17 protein-coding genes are annotated in these 16971 nt (G+C 43.5%); 10 read left to right on the forward strand and 7 right to left on the reverse strand.

Going from position 1 to position 16971, the window contains the following annotated elements; translation table 11 throughout:
• Window positions 1-32 precede the first annotated feature (32 nt).
• Window positions 33-1286: a DEAD/DEAH box helicase gene (locus ATB78_RS16255; RefSeq protein WP_061009237.1), complete on the forward strand. Its 1254-nt coding sequence runs from the start codon at window positions 33-35 to the stop codon at window positions 1284-1286.
• A 30-nt stretch (window positions 1287-1316) separates the two neighbouring features.
• Here the strand turns inward: ATB78_RS16255 and ATB78_RS16260 are convergent, their stop codons facing one another.
• Window positions 1317-2105 carry an EAL domain-containing protein gene (locus tag ATB78_RS16260; RefSeq protein ID WP_061009238.1) on the reverse strand — a complete coding sequence of 263 codons (789 nt, stop codon included), beginning with the start codon at window positions 2103-2105 and terminating at the stop codon, window positions 1317-1319.
• Window positions 2106-2299: 194 nt separating this feature from the next.
• Window positions 2300-2932 (reverse strand): hypothetical protein, encoded by a 633-nt coding sequence (locus ATB78_RS16265; protein ID WP_009704469.1) that lies wholly within the window; start codon window positions 2930-2932, stop codon window positions 2300-2302.
• 130 nt (window positions 2933-3062) lie between these two features.
• On the opposite strand from ATB78_RS16265, the gene ATB78_RS16270 reads away from it, so the two are divergent.
• The 3 genes from ATB78_RS16270 (at window position 3063) to ATB78_RS16280 (ending at window position 4585) form a co-directional block, all read left to right on the forward strand.
• Window positions 3063-3305, forward strand: a complete 243-nt coding sequence (locus ATB78_RS16270; RefSeq protein WP_005441892.1) for a DUF2164 domain-containing protein — start codon at window positions 3063-3065, stop codon at window positions 3303-3305.
• A gap of 174 nt (window positions 3306-3479) precedes the next feature.
• A complete protein-coding gene (locus tag ATB78_RS16275; protein ID WP_005441891.1) occupies window positions 3480-4019 on the forward strand; it encodes a cytochrome b in 540 nt (179 codons plus the stop codon).
• Complete coding sequence (locus ATB78_RS16280) at window positions 4016-4585, forward strand: YceI family protein (protein ID WP_009704468.1); 570 nt, start codon at window positions 4016-4018, stop codon at window positions 4583-4585. Before ATB78_RS16275 ends, ATB78_RS16280 begins: the two co-directional genes overlap by 4 nt.
• Before the next feature lie 123 nt (window positions 4586-4708).
• Here ATB78_RS16280 and focA read toward each other — a convergent pair whose 3' ends face one another.
• On the reverse strand, window positions 4709-6160 hold the full coding sequence (focA, locus tag ATB78_RS16285; protein ID WP_061009239.1) for a formate transporter FocA: 1452 nt from the start codon (window positions 6158-6160) through the stop codon (window positions 4709-4711).
• Window positions 6161-6446: 286 nt separating this feature from the next.
• On the opposite strand from focA, the gene ATB78_RS16290 reads away from it, so the two are divergent.
• Window positions 6447-7352, forward strand: coding sequence for a LysR substrate-binding domain-containing protein (locus tag ATB78_RS16290; protein WP_005441888.1), 906 nt, complete (start codon window positions 6447-6449; stop codon window positions 7350-7352).
• Window positions 7353-7648: 296 nt separating this feature from the next.
• Window positions 7649-8128, forward strand: a complete 480-nt coding sequence (locus ATB78_RS16295) for a DUF1097 domain-containing protein (RefSeq protein ID WP_005441887.1) — start codon at window positions 7649-7651, stop codon at window positions 8126-8128.
• 126 nt (window positions 8129-8254) lie between these two features.
• Here the strand turns inward: ATB78_RS16295 and ATB78_RS16300 are convergent, their stop codons facing one another.
• Window positions 8255-9889 carry a DUF2813 domain-containing protein gene (locus ATB78_RS16300; RefSeq protein WP_061009240.1) on the reverse strand — a complete coding sequence of 545 codons (1635 nt, stop codon included), beginning with the start codon at window positions 9887-9889 and terminating at the stop codon, window positions 8255-8257.
• A gap of 273 nt (window positions 9890-10162) precedes the next feature.
• Between ATB78_RS16300 and ATB78_RS16305 the strand changes: the two genes are divergently transcribed.
• From ATB78_RS16305 to ATB78_RS16320, 4 genes are all read left to right on the forward strand, one after another.
• Window positions 10163-11905, forward strand: a complete 1743-nt coding sequence (locus ATB78_RS16305; RefSeq protein WP_061009241.1) for a bifunctional UDP-sugar hydrolase/5'-nucleotidase — start codon at window positions 10163-10165, stop codon at window positions 11903-11905.
• 529 nt (window positions 11906-12434) lie between these two features.
• Entirely contained in the window at window positions 12435-13454 is a 1020-nt protein-coding gene (locus tag ATB78_RS16310; protein ID WP_061009242.1) for a TerC/Alx family metal homeostasis membrane protein, read from the forward strand.
• Window positions 13455-13733: 279 nt separating this feature from the next.
• A complete protein-coding gene (locus tag ATB78_RS16315; RefSeq protein ID WP_005451745.1) occupies window positions 13734-13925 on the forward strand; it encodes a hypothetical protein in 192 nt (63 codons plus the stop codon).
• A gap of 137 nt (window positions 13926-14062) precedes the next feature.
• Window positions 14063-14761: a DUF1223 domain-containing protein gene (locus ATB78_RS16320; RefSeq protein WP_061009243.1), complete on the forward strand. Its 699-nt coding sequence runs from the start codon at window positions 14063-14065 to the stop codon at window positions 14759-14761.
• Window positions 14762-14766: 5 nt separating this feature from the next.
• On the opposite strand, the gene ATB78_RS16325 is transcribed toward ATB78_RS16320, so the two are convergent.
• From ATB78_RS16325 to ATB78_RS16335, 3 genes are all read right to left on the reverse strand, one after another.
• The gene (locus tag ATB78_RS16325; RefSeq protein ID WP_061009244.1) at window positions 14767-15672 is read right to left on the reverse strand and encodes a homocysteine S-methyltransferase family protein; all 906 of its coding nucleotides are present in this window, start codon (window positions 15670-15672) and stop codon (window positions 14767-14769) included.
• 194 nt (window positions 15673-15866) lie between these two features.
• Window positions 15867-16424: an alkylphosphonate utilization protein gene (locus tag ATB78_RS16330; RefSeq protein ID WP_005441869.1), complete on the reverse strand. Its 558-nt coding sequence runs from the start codon at window positions 16422-16424 to the stop codon at window positions 15867-15869.
• 279 nt (window positions 16425-16703) lie between these two features.
• Window positions 16704-16913, reverse strand: coding sequence for a YgdI/YgdR family lipoprotein (locus ATB78_RS16335; protein WP_005435119.1), 210 nt, complete (start codon window positions 16911-16913; stop codon window positions 16704-16706).
• Between the last annotated feature and the right edge of the window lie 58 nt (window positions 16914-16971).

The raw sequence follows: 16971 nt of genomic DNA on the forward strand, positions 1-16971 counted from the left end.
AACTCTGCGCTCCAAAAATTATGAGGTTTATCATGTCCGTTAATTTCGCTGATCTTGGCATTGAACAACAGTTGGTTGATACCCTAAGCGGTATGAATATCGTTACTCCGACACCTGTTCAGGAAAAGTCGATTCCGCATGTGTTGGAAGGTAAAGATCTACTGGCTGCCGCTCAAACCGGTACAGGTAAAACGGCTGCATTTGGTTTGCCGATCATTCAAACGGTTCAGCAAAAGAAACGAAACGGAACACCGCAAGCACTGATTCTTGTGCCAACGCGTGAACTTGCTCAGCAAGTGATGGATAACCTGACGCAGTACTCAGCAAACACCGATCTTAAAATTGTTTGTGTTTATGGTGGTACGAGCATTGGCGTACAAAAGAGAAAGCTGGAAGAGGGCGCTGACATACTGATCGCGACGCCTGGCCGCTTGCTTGACCACTTGTTTAACGGCAATGTAAACATCTCTAAAACTGGTGTTCTTGTGCTTGATGAAGCAGACCGCATGTTAGACATGGGCTTCTGGCCAGATCTACAACGCATTCTTCGTCGCCTACCTCAAGATAAACAGATCATGTTGTTCTCAGCAACATTTGAGAAGCGTATCAAAACCATCGCGTACAAACTGATGGATTCTCCGGTTGAGGTGGAAGTGTCTCCAGCAAACACGACCGCAGAAACCGTTAAGCAGATGGTTTATCCAGTCGATAAAAAGCGCAAGCGTGAGCTACTTGCTTACTTGATTGGTTCTCGTAACTGGCAGCAAGTGTTGGTGTTTACAAAAACCAAACAAGGCAGTGATGAGTTGGCCAAAGAGCTTAAGCTGGATGGCATCAAAGCGGTTTCTATCAACGGCGATAAATCACAAGGTGCGCGTCAACGTGCGCTTGATGAATTCAAAGAAGGCAAAGTACGTGCGCTGATAGCGACAGATGTAGCGGCTCGTGGTTTGGACATTCAAGAGTTAGAACAAGTAGTTAACTTCGACATGCCATTCAAAGCCGAAGATTATGTTCACCGCATCGGTCGTACTGGCCGTGCAGGTAAGTCTGGTTTGGCCGTTTCTTTGATGAGCCGCGATGAAGAGTATCTATTGCATGCTATCGAAAACCTGCTTGACCAACGTTTGCCGCAAGAATGGTTAGAAGGCTTTGAGCCGAGTTTAATCGAAGAGGTTGAACCGGAGCGCAATAGCGGTGGTCGTCGTAAGAGTCGTTCATCAGAAAAACGTAAGATGAAGGCGAAACTGGCTATTCATAAAAACCGTGGTAAGAACCGAAAATAAAAAGATGATGGCATTCATCAGTAGCTCTGATTATGCCGTCTTTGCTTCCCGGTAGGCTTCAAGCGTTTGTGGCATTGCCAATAAGTAGCCTTGATACATATCGAAACCGAGCTTTTTCATTAAGTTAAGTTGATGCTCGGTTTCAATTCCTTCTATAACGGTTTTTGAGCGAATATCTTTTGCCAAAGACAACGCTTCCATCAAACAAGAAAAATCACCATTCTCATATCTCAATAACAACGAACGATCGATTTTAATGATGTTGGGTTTTACACACCTAACGCGTTCTATTGTTGAAGCATCAATGCCGTAATCGTCTATTGCCAATAAATAGCCGTTATCGCTTAGCTCTTTTGTTGCTTTGTATAAGAAGTTTTCGTCGCTCGCATCGAGCTCTACCAATTCCATCACAATCTGTTCACGGCACAAATCCGCTTCAATAATGGACTGCTTTAATAAGTTGCTATAGGAAATGTCTTTTGCGAGCATTTCTGCTGCTTTTGGTAGAACGTTGAGAAAGAGCTTTTTATTACGAAACTTGGATTGACCAAAGTTACTGATGTGAATGAGACGGCTTAGTCGCTCAACGTTGATTTGATCTTCTGTAGGAATCGTAGTGGATTGAAAGAACTGGTCAGGTCGAATCATTAAGCCTTCTTGGTTACTGATACGAACCAAGGCTTCTAGACCGATAATGGAAAGATCTTTTTGATAAATAGGTTGAAACACGCTTCGCAATGTCAGCTGTTTATATTGCGCGATGTACTGACCATCTACTTGTTTTAAAATGCAGCTAAGCAGCTGCGAGATACTCATCATTATTGTTGTAACCTAGACCAAGACACTGTATTGATGCTTAACTGATTGTTGTGCATCTAGTTTTACTTTAGTTTCTTGAATCTAAGCGGGGAGCGTAGGCAAGGCAAGCGAGATAGCTCAACACACTCAGAAATATCGACCCGCCTCAAACAAATCGCTGAATGAACTGATAATCTACCCGTTGCTATTTGATGCTACCACTGTAAAACGGCATACAATTGAATGTACTTTCTCACCTGTTGTTGTTTATTGGAACGTCGTAAAGGGTGGCCGAATTTGATGTAACAAGGGCTGATTCCAAAACGTGTATCTAATGAATGAGTCAGCTGTGATTCGCTGGTAAAGAGGGTAATGCCTTGCTCTGTATACTCGTTAATCGGTTCTGGTAATTCTCCCATCCACCAGTGCAACAGTTCACGACTGGTTTTGCTGCGACTGATCCAATGGTCGCTGACTAAAAACAATAGGTCGTTAGGTTGCAGGGCATAACCATATTCACTTTGCCATTCCGTTATCGAAGAGAGCAGGTTCTCTCGGCATGAGTTACCAGCACTGACTAAATGGTGGCTCAATACCCAAACCGTTCCAATTTCAGATGAGATTCGGTAGTGGTGAGGTAGGTCGGGGGCATCAAGTACTTCAATCGGTTTGATGGTACTGCTATGACCAAAGTGACGAAAAGTGTGTTCCATGCGTCGAGCAAATGCGAGGCCGAGATGGTGTTCACTCATACCTTGGTTATGTACCGCAGGATAATGCTTCTCACACAGTTTGAGACAATCGTCCTGAAAATCATTGACACTTTGGATGACTAAGTCGAGTAGCAAAGAATATCCCTTAACGGTTAACAAATTGAACGGCGAAAGGTTAGCATAGTCCTTTTAGGATAGACTAATTTAGATAGGCAACTTCTTGATCTAAACATCAAAATTGAGAATAGAGTTCCGAAGGTAAAATATGATCAAACTAGAAAGAGCACAAAAAGAAGCATTGGCGACAGCGATACAAGATTACATGCAAGACGAGTTGGAAGTGGAAATAGGCCAGTTCGACAGTGAGTTTTTGATTGATTTCATCACTGAAAAATTAGCGCCTATCTACTACAACAAGGGCATCGAAGACGCCAAAACCGTGATCGAACGACGCATGTTAGAAATGACGGATGAACTGTATGAGATAGAGCAAGAAGTTCAACTCTAAGTGTCCGATTTTTAAATGGTTTGAAGTTCCTTCTAATTTTTCGAACAAGTTGTTTAAAAAGGTATTATTGGTTTGATGTAAAGGATGGTAAATAATCTGTTGCATACAAGGCAAATAAGTTAATGTTGTGTTTCTTGCTCAACATCAACTTAGGAAGATATCTAGGAACGTGAGATGGAAACACTGGTAAAGAACTACAACGTGCCGGCGAGAGCGATGCATTGGATTTCAGCGCTTTGCATTATCGGCTTGTTTGCTGTGGGTCTGTGGATGGTCGATTTAAGCTACTACAGTGAATGGTACCAAACCGCACCACATTATCACCGCTCTGTGGGCATTTTACTGGCAATACTCACTTTAGGTCGCATCGTATGGAAACATGTGACGGCGTCACCAAAAGTAGAAGGTAAACCTTACGAGGTAGTTGCAGCAAAAGCCGCACATGGGGTTATGTACCTGTTGCTTATTACTATCTTTGTTTCAGGTTACCTCATCTCAACATCTGATGGTCGCGGTATCGAAGTATTTAACTGGTTTACCGTACCAAGCGCAGGGGAGTTATTCCCTGGTCAATCAGACATTGCAGGTGAAATCCACTTTTATGCAGCTTGGGCTGTGATCCTAATGGCAGGATTGCATGCTGCTGCTGCACTCAAACATCACTTTATCGATAAAGACAACACATTAAGAAAAATGTTAGGAGCTTCAAAATGAAAAAGTCACTTTTCGCTACAGGATTAGCAATCGCTATGGCACTACCGTTTGGTGCTAACGCTGCAGATTATGTTATCGATACTAAAGGTGCTCACGCATCAATCAACTTCAAAGTTAGCCACCTAGGTTACAGTTTCATCAAAGGTCGTTTTAATACATTTTCTGGTGACTTTTCTTTTGATGAAAACAACATCGCTGACTCTAAAGTAAACGTAGTGGTTGATACGACAAGCCTTGACTCAAACCATGCTGAGCGTGACAAGCACATCCGTAGCGGTGATTTCATCGACGCAGGCAAATACAGCGAAGCGACGTTCAAGAGTACAAAAGTTGTAGACAAAGGTGACGGTAAACTAGACGTAACGGGTGACCTTACTCTTCATGGTGTAACGAAACCAATCACAATCGAAGCGGAATTTGTTGGTGCAGGTAACGACCCATGGGGTGGTGAGCGTGCAGGCTTCATCGGTCAAACTCGTCTTGAGCTTGCTGATTTTGAAATTCCTGTAATGGGTTCTTCAAGCTATGTTGATATGGAACTGCACATCGAAGGTGTTAAGAAGTAACTTCTAGCTCCTCTCGCTATACCTCGTTCTTAACGACATAAATGAAGAAAGCGCTCTAAACAGAGCGCTTTTTTATTGGTGCCAACTTGTCTTGCTAGTTGCTGGTTATTCGTTGTAATAGTCTTATGCAGTTTCTAGTACTTTGTCTTCAACTAGGTTTAGACGTTCGCCGTAAACTGGACGTAGTGCTTTTAGTACTTCGTTACGTGTTACTACACCAACCATCAAACCGTTTTCTAATACAGGAAGCACTTGTGGCTTGCTTACTTTGATGCTCTTAGCACGCTCTTCAAGAGAAAGAGAAGTAAAGCGTGTCGCCATGCCCATACTTGTTGTTGGGTAAAGTTGTTCTTTATCGATACATAGGAACTCAACTACATCCACTAAACGGTCACCAGCATCAATCGCTACAACGTCACGGCTCATCAAATCAACAACTTTTTGTTCTTGAGCAGGGATGTAATCTTGGCACCACAACTCAACCATTACGTCGTGCGCTGAGAAGAAACCAACCAAACGATTGTCGATGTCAACAACAGGAGCACTGATTAGATTGTTGTCCAATAGGGTATCTAGTGCAGTTGAAACTGGCATTTCTACGCTCAGAGTAACTGGGCTCAGGTTCATGATTTCTTTTACAATTGATGCGTTTTTCATAGTGGTTTCCTTAACTGACGTTAGTGTTGTAGTGTTTGTAATGGATGAAATTTTTGCTGCTTTTAGTTCTGGTCGGCGGTAGATACACCAGTTAGCTAAGCCAACTAACACAGCGCCGCCAACAATGTTGCCCAGAGTCACTGGAATTAAGTTTGCAGTGATAAAGTGGCCAACATTTAGGTCTGCGTATTGAGAAGCCGATACGCCAACCGAAGTCCAGAAAGTTTCTGGTGCGAAATTCGCGATTACGATGCCTAGCGGTACCATGAACATGTTTGCTACACAGTGCTCAAAGCCACTGCTGACGAACATTGCCACTGGCATGATGGTCATCGCTGCTTTTGTCATTGCATTTGCAGAACTGAACGTTAGCCAAATAGCAAGACAAACCAATAAGTTACATAGAATGCCCAGTGCAAATGCTTGTACCAATGTGTGGTGTAGCTTGTGCTGCGCAATGTTTAGTGCGTTTAAACCCCATTGACCCGCATCCATCTGGTACAAGCCAGCAGCGCTTACCAATGCAAGTAGGAACATCGCACCGATGAAGTTACCTACATAAACCTTGCCCCAAATCGACAACATTTTGCCGAATGAGATTTGTTTGTTTGCCCATGAGATGCTCGAAAGCACTGAGCTGGTAAACAACTCACCACCACAAATGACGATGAGTATCAAACCCATACTGAATGCTAAACCACCTGCAAGACGGCTAAGCCCCCAACCTGCGTCCGCACTACCTGTTGTCACTGTGATGTAAAACAAGAATGCTAAACCGATGAATGCGCCTGCCATAATTGCCAAACCCAGTGTCATGCCGCTGGTTTTGTTTGCTTTGCTAAGGGCAAACTTCTCAGCTTCAGCCATCATTTCTTTTGGTGAGAAATACTGATGATTTTGAGAGCTGGTCACCGCCATATTGACTCCTTAGTTTGTGGTTCCATAGAAACTCCTTGGTTAATGAAATCGAGACATTTAATGCACTCGAAAGAGAAGGTGTTATTGTTTTTTGTTGCGGTGTTCCCGAACCGCATATCCAGATTAAGTGGATGAGTGGTACAGGTAAAATTGATAATATTTAGAATCCTCATCAAATTATTTGATAAGTTTTTCAAGGCAGGTAAAATGAACTTCATTGCGTATTAACGCAGTATTTTTGGGGTTGCGAGAGTATGGTGAATACTCGCCAATTAGGGAGGAAACTTTGCGCTACTCACTTAAGCAATTAGCGGTTTTTGACGCAGTTGCAGATACCGGCAGTGTAAGCCAGGCCGCAGATAAACTGGCTCTGACACAATCAGCGACGAGTATGTCGCTCGCTCAGTTAGAAAAAATGCTTGGTAGACCTTTATTTGAAAGGCAAGGCAAGCAAATGGCGTTAACGCATTGGGGGATGTGGTTAAGGCCGAAAGCAAAGCGTTTGTTACAAGACGCACTGCAAATCGAAATGGGATTTTATGAGCAACATTTGCTGAGTGGACACATTCGATTAGGTGCGAGTCAAACGCCGGCAGAACACTTGGTTCCTGACCTTATCAGTATCATTGATAACGACTTTCCAGAGATGCGAATTTCGTTAGGCGTGCAAAGTACGCAAGCAGTCATTGATGGTGTTCTAGATTACAAATACGACCTAGGCGTGATTGAAGGTCGCTGCGATGACAACCGTTTACACCAAGAGATTTGGTGTCGTGACCATCTTACCGTAGTTGCAGCGTCTCACCATCCATTTGCACGTAACTCGTCTGTGAGCCTAGCGCAACTAGAGCAAGCAAAATGGGTATTGCGTGAACACGGCTCTGGAACTCGCAAGATTTTTGATAGTTCAATTCACCATCTTATTGAAGATTTGGATGTATGGCGCGAATATGAACACGTGCCTGTACTTAGAAGTTTAGTATCGAATGGCCAGTACTTAACGTGTCTACCATACCTTGATGTAGAACGTTACATCGAAGCAGGTGATTTGGTTGCATTGAACGTACCTGATCTAAAGATGGATCGAACGTTGTCATTTATCTGGCGTGCCGATATGGCGGAAAACCCGCTGGTTGATTGCATTAAGCGTGAAGGCTTACGCATGATGAAGGGTAAACCTTCAGTGCTTTAAGCGATATTCGAAACAAAATGATCGTATCTTAGAAAAGGCTCTGCATCTCGCAGGGCCTTTTTTGTCATTTATTGCTCGTTTCGCCCAATTTATTGTGACTTTGTTATTTTCGAAATCTGTTGATTTATCGGTTGCGTCAAATTTAACGTGTAAAAAATGAAACGATATAAACTTTAATGTGATCGTAATCACCGAAGTATTCGGCCTATATGCCTAGTATTGACTGCCTGATTTCAATGTATGAAGGCAGTTTTCGAACCATAACGGTACGAAACTAGCAAGCGGGTAAGAATACCATGACAACACTTTTAGCAATCTCTATTACCACTGGCATTCTCTCTGGCGTGTGGGGCTGGATCGCGATCTCTCTAGGCCTATTATCTTGGGCTGGCTTTCTTGGCTGTACAAGTTACTTTGCATCCCCGACAAGTGGCTTGAAAGGCTTAGGAATTAGCTTAATCACCAACATGAGTGGTGTTTTCTGGGCGATGGTGATCATCTACGGTTCGACTTATGCAGGGCTAGAGATTCTTGGCTATGTAATTACTGCTGTGGTTGCGTTTTTCATGTGTATTCAAGCTAAGCAAGCTTGGTTGGCGTACATCCCTGGTACTTTCATTGGCTCATGCGCGACTTTTGCTGCAGACGGCAATTGGCAACTTGTAGTGCCATCGCTGATTTTAGGTGGTGTGTTTGGTTACCTAATGAAAGCAACAGGACTTTGGTTACATGCGAAATCAGCCGCTACTTCTTCGCTTGCTGAGCAAGTACAGTAGTGAACCCCCGATCTTATTTGTATCCGCTGTGTATTGAGACTTATCCCGTTCAATACCGTTAATCAAAATTACTGATTCTTGATACAAGCACACCCAATTGGTGTGCTTTTTTTTGTCTTCGAGTTGTCACGTGTTGCCATTTGCCATGGTTACCACGCGTTTAAGCGTCCAGCGAAGGAGTACAGGAATGCATTCCATGCCTCTCTCTTCACAGTTTGCGACTATCGCTAAGGCTAAATCTGGCTTGGCCTGTTTTTTCAAAACACGACTTACAACTTTCTTGGCGGGCATGGGATGATCATGAGGAACTTTGATAATGTCCTTAAAGAATAATTCAAAGCCATTGTTGTAAAGGAAGTGCTCAATATCTCTGTCTGGAAGTTCTGTTAATCGATGACGTTCTTGGTCATTTTCCAAATGTGCGCGAACAGTATGCGCATATTTCTTACCAGCAGGGTCTCCATCTGTCACCACGTGCCAGTCAATGCCGAACTCCTTCGCAACTTTGACCAATGATTTCAATCCCGATTGAGCGAACTCAACAATCTGCACGCCCTCTGCGGCCAAATCATATCCGCATTGACGCGCTAATTCGTTGAACAGCCAGACCTCGGTCTCGCCCTCGACTAAAAGCCAACAGCGTGCAAACAAAGCGCCAGCACGGTGAAAGCGGATATGGAAGCCAATGCGACGCAATTGATCGACACTGAATCGATTCGTGTTGAGTGATTTTGCAATGGTACGGTCAGACAAGCGCATTAACCGGCGTATTGAGGCGAGAGGAACTGAGCCAAGCAATCGGGCACTGTTTGTCGTCAGAATCTTCTGCATCGGAAGAAGTTGCAACAAGCTCCAAGCGCGAGAGAGATGGGTAGGGTGCAAACGTCCTTCTGGATCTTCGATGATCAAAATAGGTCGAGCACAACGTCTCAAGTCGGTCGGTCCTTTTGCTTGAAGGTAAGCATTAAGCAAGCCCATTAACAGTAGACGTGATTGTTTGTTGTTTGTCTCTTTCAAAAACTGCGGTAAGCCTTTGTCTGAAGAAGGGCTGGCATAAAAAAGTCCATCGCGTGGTTTTCGAGGGTTGCCTTTTTTTACGCTTCTGAAAGCGAAGTAATGCTCCACTAGGGTTTGCATTGAATCTAAGCTACTTCGTACTTCGCCTTTATTTACATGGCCCGGCATGGCAAACAAGCGGCGGCATGTGTTGTTAATGCGCTTCTCAATGCGGGCGTTTTTATTTTCGCCGTTAATGTGGTTGGGCTGAGGGAATCGACGAGAATCGCGTAATCGGATCACTGGGTGTAACGTCATTAGCTCAATTGCGAGCTTTTCTGAATGGTGGAGCTGCTTAGGTTCACCATCACAGTCTAAAAATGCATATTTGGTGGTAATATGGTGTCCATCGCGCGTCGCACTTAAGCGATAGTAGATGACGTTCTCGTTATCAGCATTTATACACCAAGTTGGTTTTATCCGGCGATAACGCCCCGCGTTGACCTCTTGCTTATCTTGAGCTTTGAAACACAAGACGATTTGAAGGTGTTGCGTCTGTGGATGAGAAATGGCGTAATCGACGTGAAAATCCGTCATTTCAAATTGATAAAGCGAGCCATCAGCTGGCAGTGCGAGGGATAGAGCATCAAGAAGGGAAGACTTACCCCAAGTGTTTTCGCCGATCAGAGTTGTCAGCTCGTCAAAAGAGAGTGAAAGGCGTTTGATGCCTCTAAACCCAGAGATTTCGATGCGTTCTAGTCTCATCTCACTCCTCCTTGCAATTATTTGAATTATCGAGGGTTCTTTTGCTTCTCCTAAGCATATATGAAATTGATCTAGGCAAGTTAAGCTCAGTTCACAAATTTAAGAGCAATCAACCTATGAATACAGACCGTTTAGGCGTACAGTCACTTTCAAATTCGTACGTAAGATGAATCTTGATCACGTTAAAATGAAATGACAATTTCTCTGTTTCATAAAATTCATGATTCTGTCATGATTCAGTTCTAATAATTAAAAGGAATGAAAAGAGAGAAGATGACAATGAATAAAAATCATAAGCCAGTCAGAATCAAACTGGCACACATCAATGACACTCATTCCTACTTTGAGCCAACGTCATTACAGCTAAAACTCAATATTGATAACGAACGTACACTAGAGCCTTACGTGAGCGCTGGTGGGTTTTCACGTATTGCAACGCGCGTAGAGCAACTTCGCGATGATGCTCAGCGCCAAGGTCAGGGTATGTTGTTTCTTCATGCTGGCGACTGTTTTCAAGGCACGTTGTATTTTTCGTTATTCAAAGGCAAAGCAAACGCCGACTTATTAAACGCGCTAAACATCGATGCGATGGCTTTAGGCAATCATGAGCTAGATATGGGTAATGAGCCCGTTGCGTTGTTTTGTCAGCGTACCAACTTCCCGTTGCTTGCCGGTAACTGGGACCTATCAAATGAATTGCCAACGAAAGATCATCGCATGGGTGATTGCAATAACGTATTAAGCTTCGATACGACGACTCAAAGCGCGCAATATCTGGTGAAAGAGTTTGACGGAGAGAAAGTTGCCATCTTTGGTCTGTCTATCGACAAGATGAGTGACATTGCCAACCCAGATGCCGATACGCCATTCATCTCTGCTATTGAAACGGCAAGACATACTGTTGAACAAATTCATCAAGCGGGCATCAAAAATATCATCCTTTTGAGTCACTTAGGTTATGAAGGGGATTTAGAGCTCGCAGCGCAAGTGGATGGCATTGGTATTATTGTGGGAGGCCATAGCCATAGGTTACAAGGTAACTTTACGGCAATCGGTTTGGGCGAAGACGACCCTTATGGTGTTAAAGTCAACGATACTTATGTTGTCCAAGCCGGTTATCACGCATTGACCATGGGGCATTGTGTCCTTGAATTTGATGAAAACGGCAAAGCGAACATGTTAAGTGGTCAAAATGAGTTGCTACTCGGAAGACGAATTTTCTGGGACTCGACACTAAATGAGCAGCTTGACCAAGGCGTGTTTGAAGAAGCGTGTGACTTTATTCATGGCCAACCAAACGTGGTCGTTTGTAAAAAGCACCCAGAGACACAAGCTATCTTAAGCGACAAGTACATCCCAAGAGTACGTAAGCTTCAGTCACAAGTGATTGCCAATGTGGCAGAGAAGAAACGTCACGTGCGTGTTCCTGATGAATTTGGTGGAAGCGAACTTGCTCCGGCAGTCGCGCACTCGTTCTTGTATGCGCTTAACAAGCGTGGCCATAACGTTCAATTTGCAATTCATAATGCGGGAGGCGTGCGTACTTCTCTCAATCCGGGAAATATTACTGTGGCAGATGTTGCCGGACGATTGTTGCCATTTGCCGTTCCAATCGGTTGTTATGACGTGCAGGGTAAAGTGGTTCGCCTAGCATTAGAAGGCGCGATCAATAATGCACTGAACAACGGCGTTGAAGGTACCGGTTCTGGCAGCTACCCATATACGCATAACTTGAATTTTGAATACCAAGCAGACGCTCCAAAAGGCCAACGTATTAAAAACTTAGAAATTTTTGATGGTAAGCGTTGGTGTCAGATTGACGATGAGGCATGGTATCGTGGTGCTTCGTCTGCTTATACCATGAAAGGCAAAGAGGGCTATGAGGCGTTGCTGGATATGAAAGGCGAAGGCTTCGTTAGCAACCTCTCCATGGCGGATTGCTTTATTGAATTACTTACGGACGAACCAAACTGTTTGAACCCAGGTCACAAACTTTACTCGCAGAAGAATCAATAACCGTTATTGGTATCCTTTTTGCTCCCTTCTTGATGCACATGCGATTAAGAGGGAAGAGAGTATGTGGAAAAAAGATTGGGCTGACGCAGCGGTTGTCGTTGCTTGGGTCGCAGTTTGGTCAACACTGGTTTACTTTGTACCGTTAACTGGTTTTTAAAGACCGACTATTCAACAAATGAGGGGCGCATAAGTGCTCCTTTTTTGTATCTGAACCGCTTCAAATTCATGACGTTGATAAACATTCTTCACAAAATACTTTGTTGTTATCGATAACGATTTTTTGTTGGATATCGACGCAAGCAGGGGTATGATGGCGGCGTTTGGGGAGTAGTTAGCGCAAGTTTATTTATCGTCATCTCGTTAAGCATCAGCTTATCCGGTAAATAAAGGTGTCACTTGATTCGTCATGTGATCACTTCAACGAGACCAACGCATTCATTGACTAGCAGACACATGGGTAATGTGACTGTTGGTTTGTATTGTTTGCGGAAGGTCAGCCCGAATAATGTCCTTCCGCATGGGAGGAAGCATGTCTCTTATCGAAAATACCACCCAATTATCCCAGTCTGTTCCACTGCAAGAATCACTGACAATGTACGGTGTATTCGGCCTATTTACTTTGGTTTTAGTCGCTCTCGATATCTATCAGACTCGTGGCGGCGTGATTACCATGAAAAAAGCAATTGGTTGGAGCGTATTCTGGTTCTTATTAGCGTTTGTCTTTGCAGGCTCTATCTATTTCTTTTGGGATTATTACGCGCCTCATAGCGTTTATACTCACGAAAAAGCGACCATATCATTCTTAACTGGTTACTTGCTTGAGAAATCGTTAAGTGTCGATAACTTGTTTGTGTTCGCAATCATCTTTGCGCAATACAAGGTGCCAGAGCATTTGCGTCCACGCGCTCTATTGTGGGGGGTGATTGGCGCGTTAGTTCTACGTGCAATCATGATCGCAGTAGGTGCTCAATTACTTGCTCAATACCATTGGGTGCTTTACCTATTCGCAGCATTCCTAATTTGGACTGGTATTAAACTGGCGCGAGATAAAGGCGAAGAAGAAGAGGTGAACCCATACCCTGAGCAGTTCATTCGTAAATTCTTACCAGTGACAGAAGAGTATCAAGGTAACCACTTGATCTTGAAACAAGTAGGTAAGTGGGTTGCAACGCCAATGCTGATCGTTGTTGGTGTGATTGCGGTGATGGACGTTATGTTCGCACTGGATTCGATCCCTGCAATCTTTGCAGTAACGCGTGAACCATTCTTGGTATTAGCGGCTAACGTGTTTGCTCTGCTTGGCTTACGTTCTCTGTACTTTGTACTGCAAGCAATGTTGGACAAGTTTGTGTACCTAAAACCAGCGTTGTCAGTGATCATGATGTTCATTGGTGTGAAGATGCTACTGGTTGGCACGCAATACGAAATCCCAACGGTTTGGTCATTAACTTTCCTAGTGACAGTGATGACGACAGCGGTTATTGCTTCTATCTATAAGAACAAAGAAACCAATAGCTCTAGCGTTAAAATTACTAATCAAAACTCTTAAGTATTTTGTAAATTCAAAATCCTTTAAAAGAATATTTGGTTAATTAAATGTTGCAAATAAACTTGGATTTACCTGTGTAAATCCAAGTTATTCAACTAAAGATTCGCTTTATTGAATAAGTATGCGGTTAGTTGGATTTTGTATTCTTATGGTTTGTAACGGAATTGTTTTATAAGAAAAACTAATCTGAATAACCAAATTTTGTCATTTTTTGCTCAGAGAAAAAATGACTAATATACAACCAACAAAACAATTTACTGCTTTTAAAGAGAGGCAATCATGGCACAAGCAATGCAAATGACAAATGTAGCTTTACCAACCTCTATGGATAAGAAGACCTACGCGGTTAACTTCAAAGGATTGATTGCTCACTTACTAGATATTCTTTTCGTAGACAACTCTGCACCTCGCAGCTACTACGCAGAAGACCTATCTGCACACATTCAGAAAGACATCGGTATGTACCGTTAATCTGAATGGAAAGCGAATTCGAAATGCCGGCTTAATCGTCGGCATTTTTGTATCTGAAATCGCCACATCTAAAACCGCATTGAAAGCTATCTGTCGCTAGCACGGTCATAGTCAGTATCAAAGAAAAGGAGCTGTCTATGATTAACGCGATTGCACTTGTTGCTATTACCAGTCTTTCAGCATCACAAAGTTGGGTTCATGAAGGACAGCCCGCACAAGTGATAGAACTGTTTACCTCCGAAGGTTGCTCAAGTTGTCCACCAGCAGACAAATACCTTTCTACGTTTGAATCCAACCCTGATTTGTGGGGAAAGTACATTCCCGTTGCCTACCACGTTGATTATTGGGACTACCTTGGCTGGAAAGACAAATTCGCAAAGCCTGAATTCTCGCAGTTGCAACGTTTGTATCGTGCTTATGGCGCGGTAGGGAGTGTCTATACTCCGGCATTTGTCGTTGATAGTGAAGAGTGGCGCGGTTTTTTCAATTGGCGCAAGCGCGTATTACCCAGCAACGACAACGAGAAAGCCCAATCACTAGCACTAGAGCGCTCTGGCAACCAATTCACTCTACGATTTGAAGAGAATGGTACGTATGACGCAACGATTGTGTTTCTCTCAAGTAATGAAACCACACCGGTTAAGCGCGGTGAAAACAGAGGTAAAGTACTAGAACATGATTTTGTCGCATTAGAGAAGCAACAAGGTCGCTCAAAGAACGGAGAGTGGATGTTCAAGCTCAATCAACCCATCAAGGACATTGATGCTGTTGCTGCGTGGGTGACTGAGCCGGAGACCTTTAATCGTGTGCAGACTGTCGCGGGTGAGATTCGATAAGCGAACTAGAGGGACGCCTTCCAATCCGAAAGCGCTTTGATGTGTTCTGGTCCAATACCGCAGCATCCACCTATAATGGTAGCCCCGCGCTGATGCCATTCTTGCGCAAAAGTTAGATATTCCTCTGGTGAGAGTTCACGCATCGATTGTAATGCGCTGTTGGCTTCGTGGTTAGATTTGATTGCGGTGAAGTTGTTCGCGTATACCCCAATTTCAATGTCGAGCTTATGTTGGTTTAAAACTGCTTTGGTATCACTGACAGCTTTTGCCATTACTTCAGGTACTGAACAGTTAAAGTAAACACTGATGGTATTGGTGTTATCTGCGCTTTGTACAATGTGTTCAATGGCTTGAATAACGGTTTCCCCAGAGCGCAACAATACGGTTTCCAATGAATCATCATTTAAAGAAAAGGCATACGCAGTAGGTTTGGTGCTGCGTGCGAACACGCTTTGTAAACACGTTAGCTCTTCTAGGCTGCAAATGGTCTCTGCTAACCAAAGATCAACGTAATCCTCTTGAGCTTCAAACAAAGTCCTGAAAATGATTTCACCTAATTTGGGTTCGAACAGATCTGGTCGATAACTACCAAACGCTGGTGGAATACAACCTGCTACTTGAACGAGTGTCGATGACTTATCTGCACATTCACGAGCAATTTGGGCTGCAAAACGTGCTAGGTCACTGCCTTTCTGATCGTAAAGAGCTTGTCCAAGGTGGAATGGCACACAGGCATAACTGTTGGCGATGATGATCTCTGCGCCAGCGTGGATAAAGTTGTTATGCGCTTGGTAAACGAATTCTGGCGATTCAATCAGAGCTTGTGCGCTCCAAAGTGGTTGAGAGAATGGGGCACCCATGCGTTTCAACTCTCTTCCCATACCGCCGTCAAGGATGGTTAACTTCTTCATACTACAATCCATCTAAATTCTTCCTGGTTGAACCTTAAATGAAAATAGCGATGAGCGAAAGTGACTAACGGAAAAGGATAGGCGGAGTAAATAGGCAGATAAGTAGTGAGTTAGATAACCGAAAGGTGCAGAACACCAGGAACGAAAACGGGGTCCCGATTGGAACCCCGTTTAATTCGAAAGTAATGTTGAGATTACTTCTTACGGCAGTACTCAGCGATCACGTACATTGACTGACCACCGTTTGCCTTACCTGAAACAAGTTTAGGGTCATCACCAAGGCTGATACCGCGAATAACAGTACCTTGCTTGATTACTTGGTTTGTACCTTTAACTGGTAGGTCTTTGATTACTGTTACATCGTCACCTTTCTTAAGTTCAGTGCCGTTGCAGTCAACAGTTTTATCGTCAGCAGACATACCTTTCATAGCCCAGTTCATTTGCTCTTCTTCCATGTACATCATGTCAAGAGCGTCTTGAGCCCAGCTTTCTGTGTTTAGGCGAGTAAGTTGGCGCCATGCAGTTACTTGTACCGCAGGAACCTGACTCCACATGCTGTCGTTCAAGCAGCGCCAGTGGTTAATGTCTTTAGGATCTTCGATCTCACCAAGACACTTATCACAAACCATGATAGCAGTATCAACCGTCACGTTACCGTGTGGTGGAACAGCAAATGCTGTTAGTTGAGATTCAGAAGAACACAGTTCACATTTTGACTCGCAGCGAGCAAGCAGAGTAGCTTCGATAGACATAAGGACTCACCTTAGTAATGTTTTTTGGTGGCGGTATTATCCACTTTATCCTGAGAAATAAAAGGGTGTTAGAGAATTAAAGGCGAGATTTTACAATATTCCAACCTGAAAGAGGTGAAGATGTAAAATATTGGCTAAACAAATAATATCTAGAATATAAATAATGGTGTTGATTGTTTTGAATGATGAATCAGTTGCATTGATGAATGTTATTGCTGAAGGGTAAAGTTATTCAAAATGAATGGAAAGTGCCCCCTGATTTCCAGAGGGCATGTCGTTTTATCGTTCAATAATCTGCACGACTTGGTCTTTCGAAATGCTCATTTCTTTGCCATCCACGTCCTCGTATTCGTACATGCCAGTATCTTCATTTAAGTCCGGCTTGCCGTAAGAGGTAATGATTTTCCCTTCATTCGTTGACATTAGGTATTGGCTGCTGCCGCAAGCGGCAAGAAGTAGTGCAGTAGCAATAACGGTCAATACGCGCATAAAGTTTTCCTTTTTAAACAAATAAGTTAGACAAAGACAACGTTATAACTATAGCAGA

The organism is Vibrio sp. CUB2, from assembly GCF_001557945.1.
Taxonomy (GTDB): Bacteria; Pseudomonadota; Gammaproteobacteria; order Enterobacterales; family Vibrionaceae; genus Vibrio; species Vibrio owensii.

Excerpts from the sequence above, each read along its gene's own strand:
- ATB78_RS16320 (WP_061009243.1), top strand. The coding sequence starts at position 14,063 with ATGATTAACGCGATTGCACTTGTTGCTATTACCAGTCTTTCAGCATCA.
- ATB78_RS16325 (WP_061009244.1), bottom strand. The coding sequence starts at position 15,672 with ATGAAGAAGTTAACCATCCTTGACGGCGGTATGGGAAGAGAGTTGAAA.
- ATB78_RS16255 (WP_061009237.1), top strand. The coding sequence starts at position 33 with ATGTCCGTTAATTTCGCTGATCTTGGCATTGAACAACAGTTGGTTGAT.
- ATB78_RS16300 (WP_061009240.1), bottom strand. The coding sequence starts at position 9,889 with ATGAGACTAGAACGCATCGAAATCTCTGGGTTTAGAGGCATCAAACGC.
- ATB78_RS16270 (WP_005441892.1), top strand. The coding sequence starts at position 3,063 with ATGATCAAACTAGAAAGAGCACAAAAAGAAGCATTGGCGACAGCGATA.
- ATB78_RS16310 (WP_061009242.1), top strand. The coding sequence starts at position 12,435 with ATGTCTCTTATCGAAAATACCACCCAATTATCCCAGTCTGTTCCACTG.
- focA (WP_061009239.1), bottom strand. The coding sequence starts at position 6,160 with ATGGCGGTGACCAGCTCTCAAAATCATCAGTATTTCTCACCAAAAGAA.
- ATB78_RS16315 (WP_005451745.1), top strand. The coding sequence starts at position 13,734 with ATGGCACAAGCAATGCAAATGACAAATGTAGCTTTACCAACCTCTATG.
- ATB78_RS16295 (WP_005441887.1), top strand. The coding sequence starts at position 7,649 with ATGACAACACTTTTAGCAATCTCTATTACCACTGGCATTCTCTCTGGC.
- ATB78_RS16335 (WP_005435119.1), bottom strand. The coding sequence starts at position 16,913 with ATGCGCGTATTGACCGTTATTGCTACTGCACTACTTCTTGCCGCTTGC.
- ATB78_RS16280 (WP_009704468.1), top strand. The coding sequence starts at position 4,016 with ATGAAAAAGTCACTTTTCGCTACAGGATTAGCAATCGCTATGGCACTA.
- ATB78_RS16305 (WP_061009241.1), top strand. The coding sequence starts at position 10,163 with ATGACAATGAATAAAAATCATAAGCCAGTCAGAATCAAACTGGCACAC.
- ATB78_RS16275 (WP_005441891.1), top strand. The coding sequence starts at position 3,480 with ATGGAAACACTGGTAAAGAACTACAACGTGCCGGCGAGAGCGATGCAT.
- ATB78_RS16260 (WP_061009238.1), bottom strand. The coding sequence starts at position 2,105 with ATGATGAGTATCTCGCAGCTGCTTAGCTGCATTTTAAAACAAGTAGAT.
- ATB78_RS16330 (WP_005441869.1), bottom strand. The coding sequence starts at position 16,424 with ATGTCTATCGAAGCTACTCTGCTTGCTCGCTGCGAGTCAAAATGTGAA.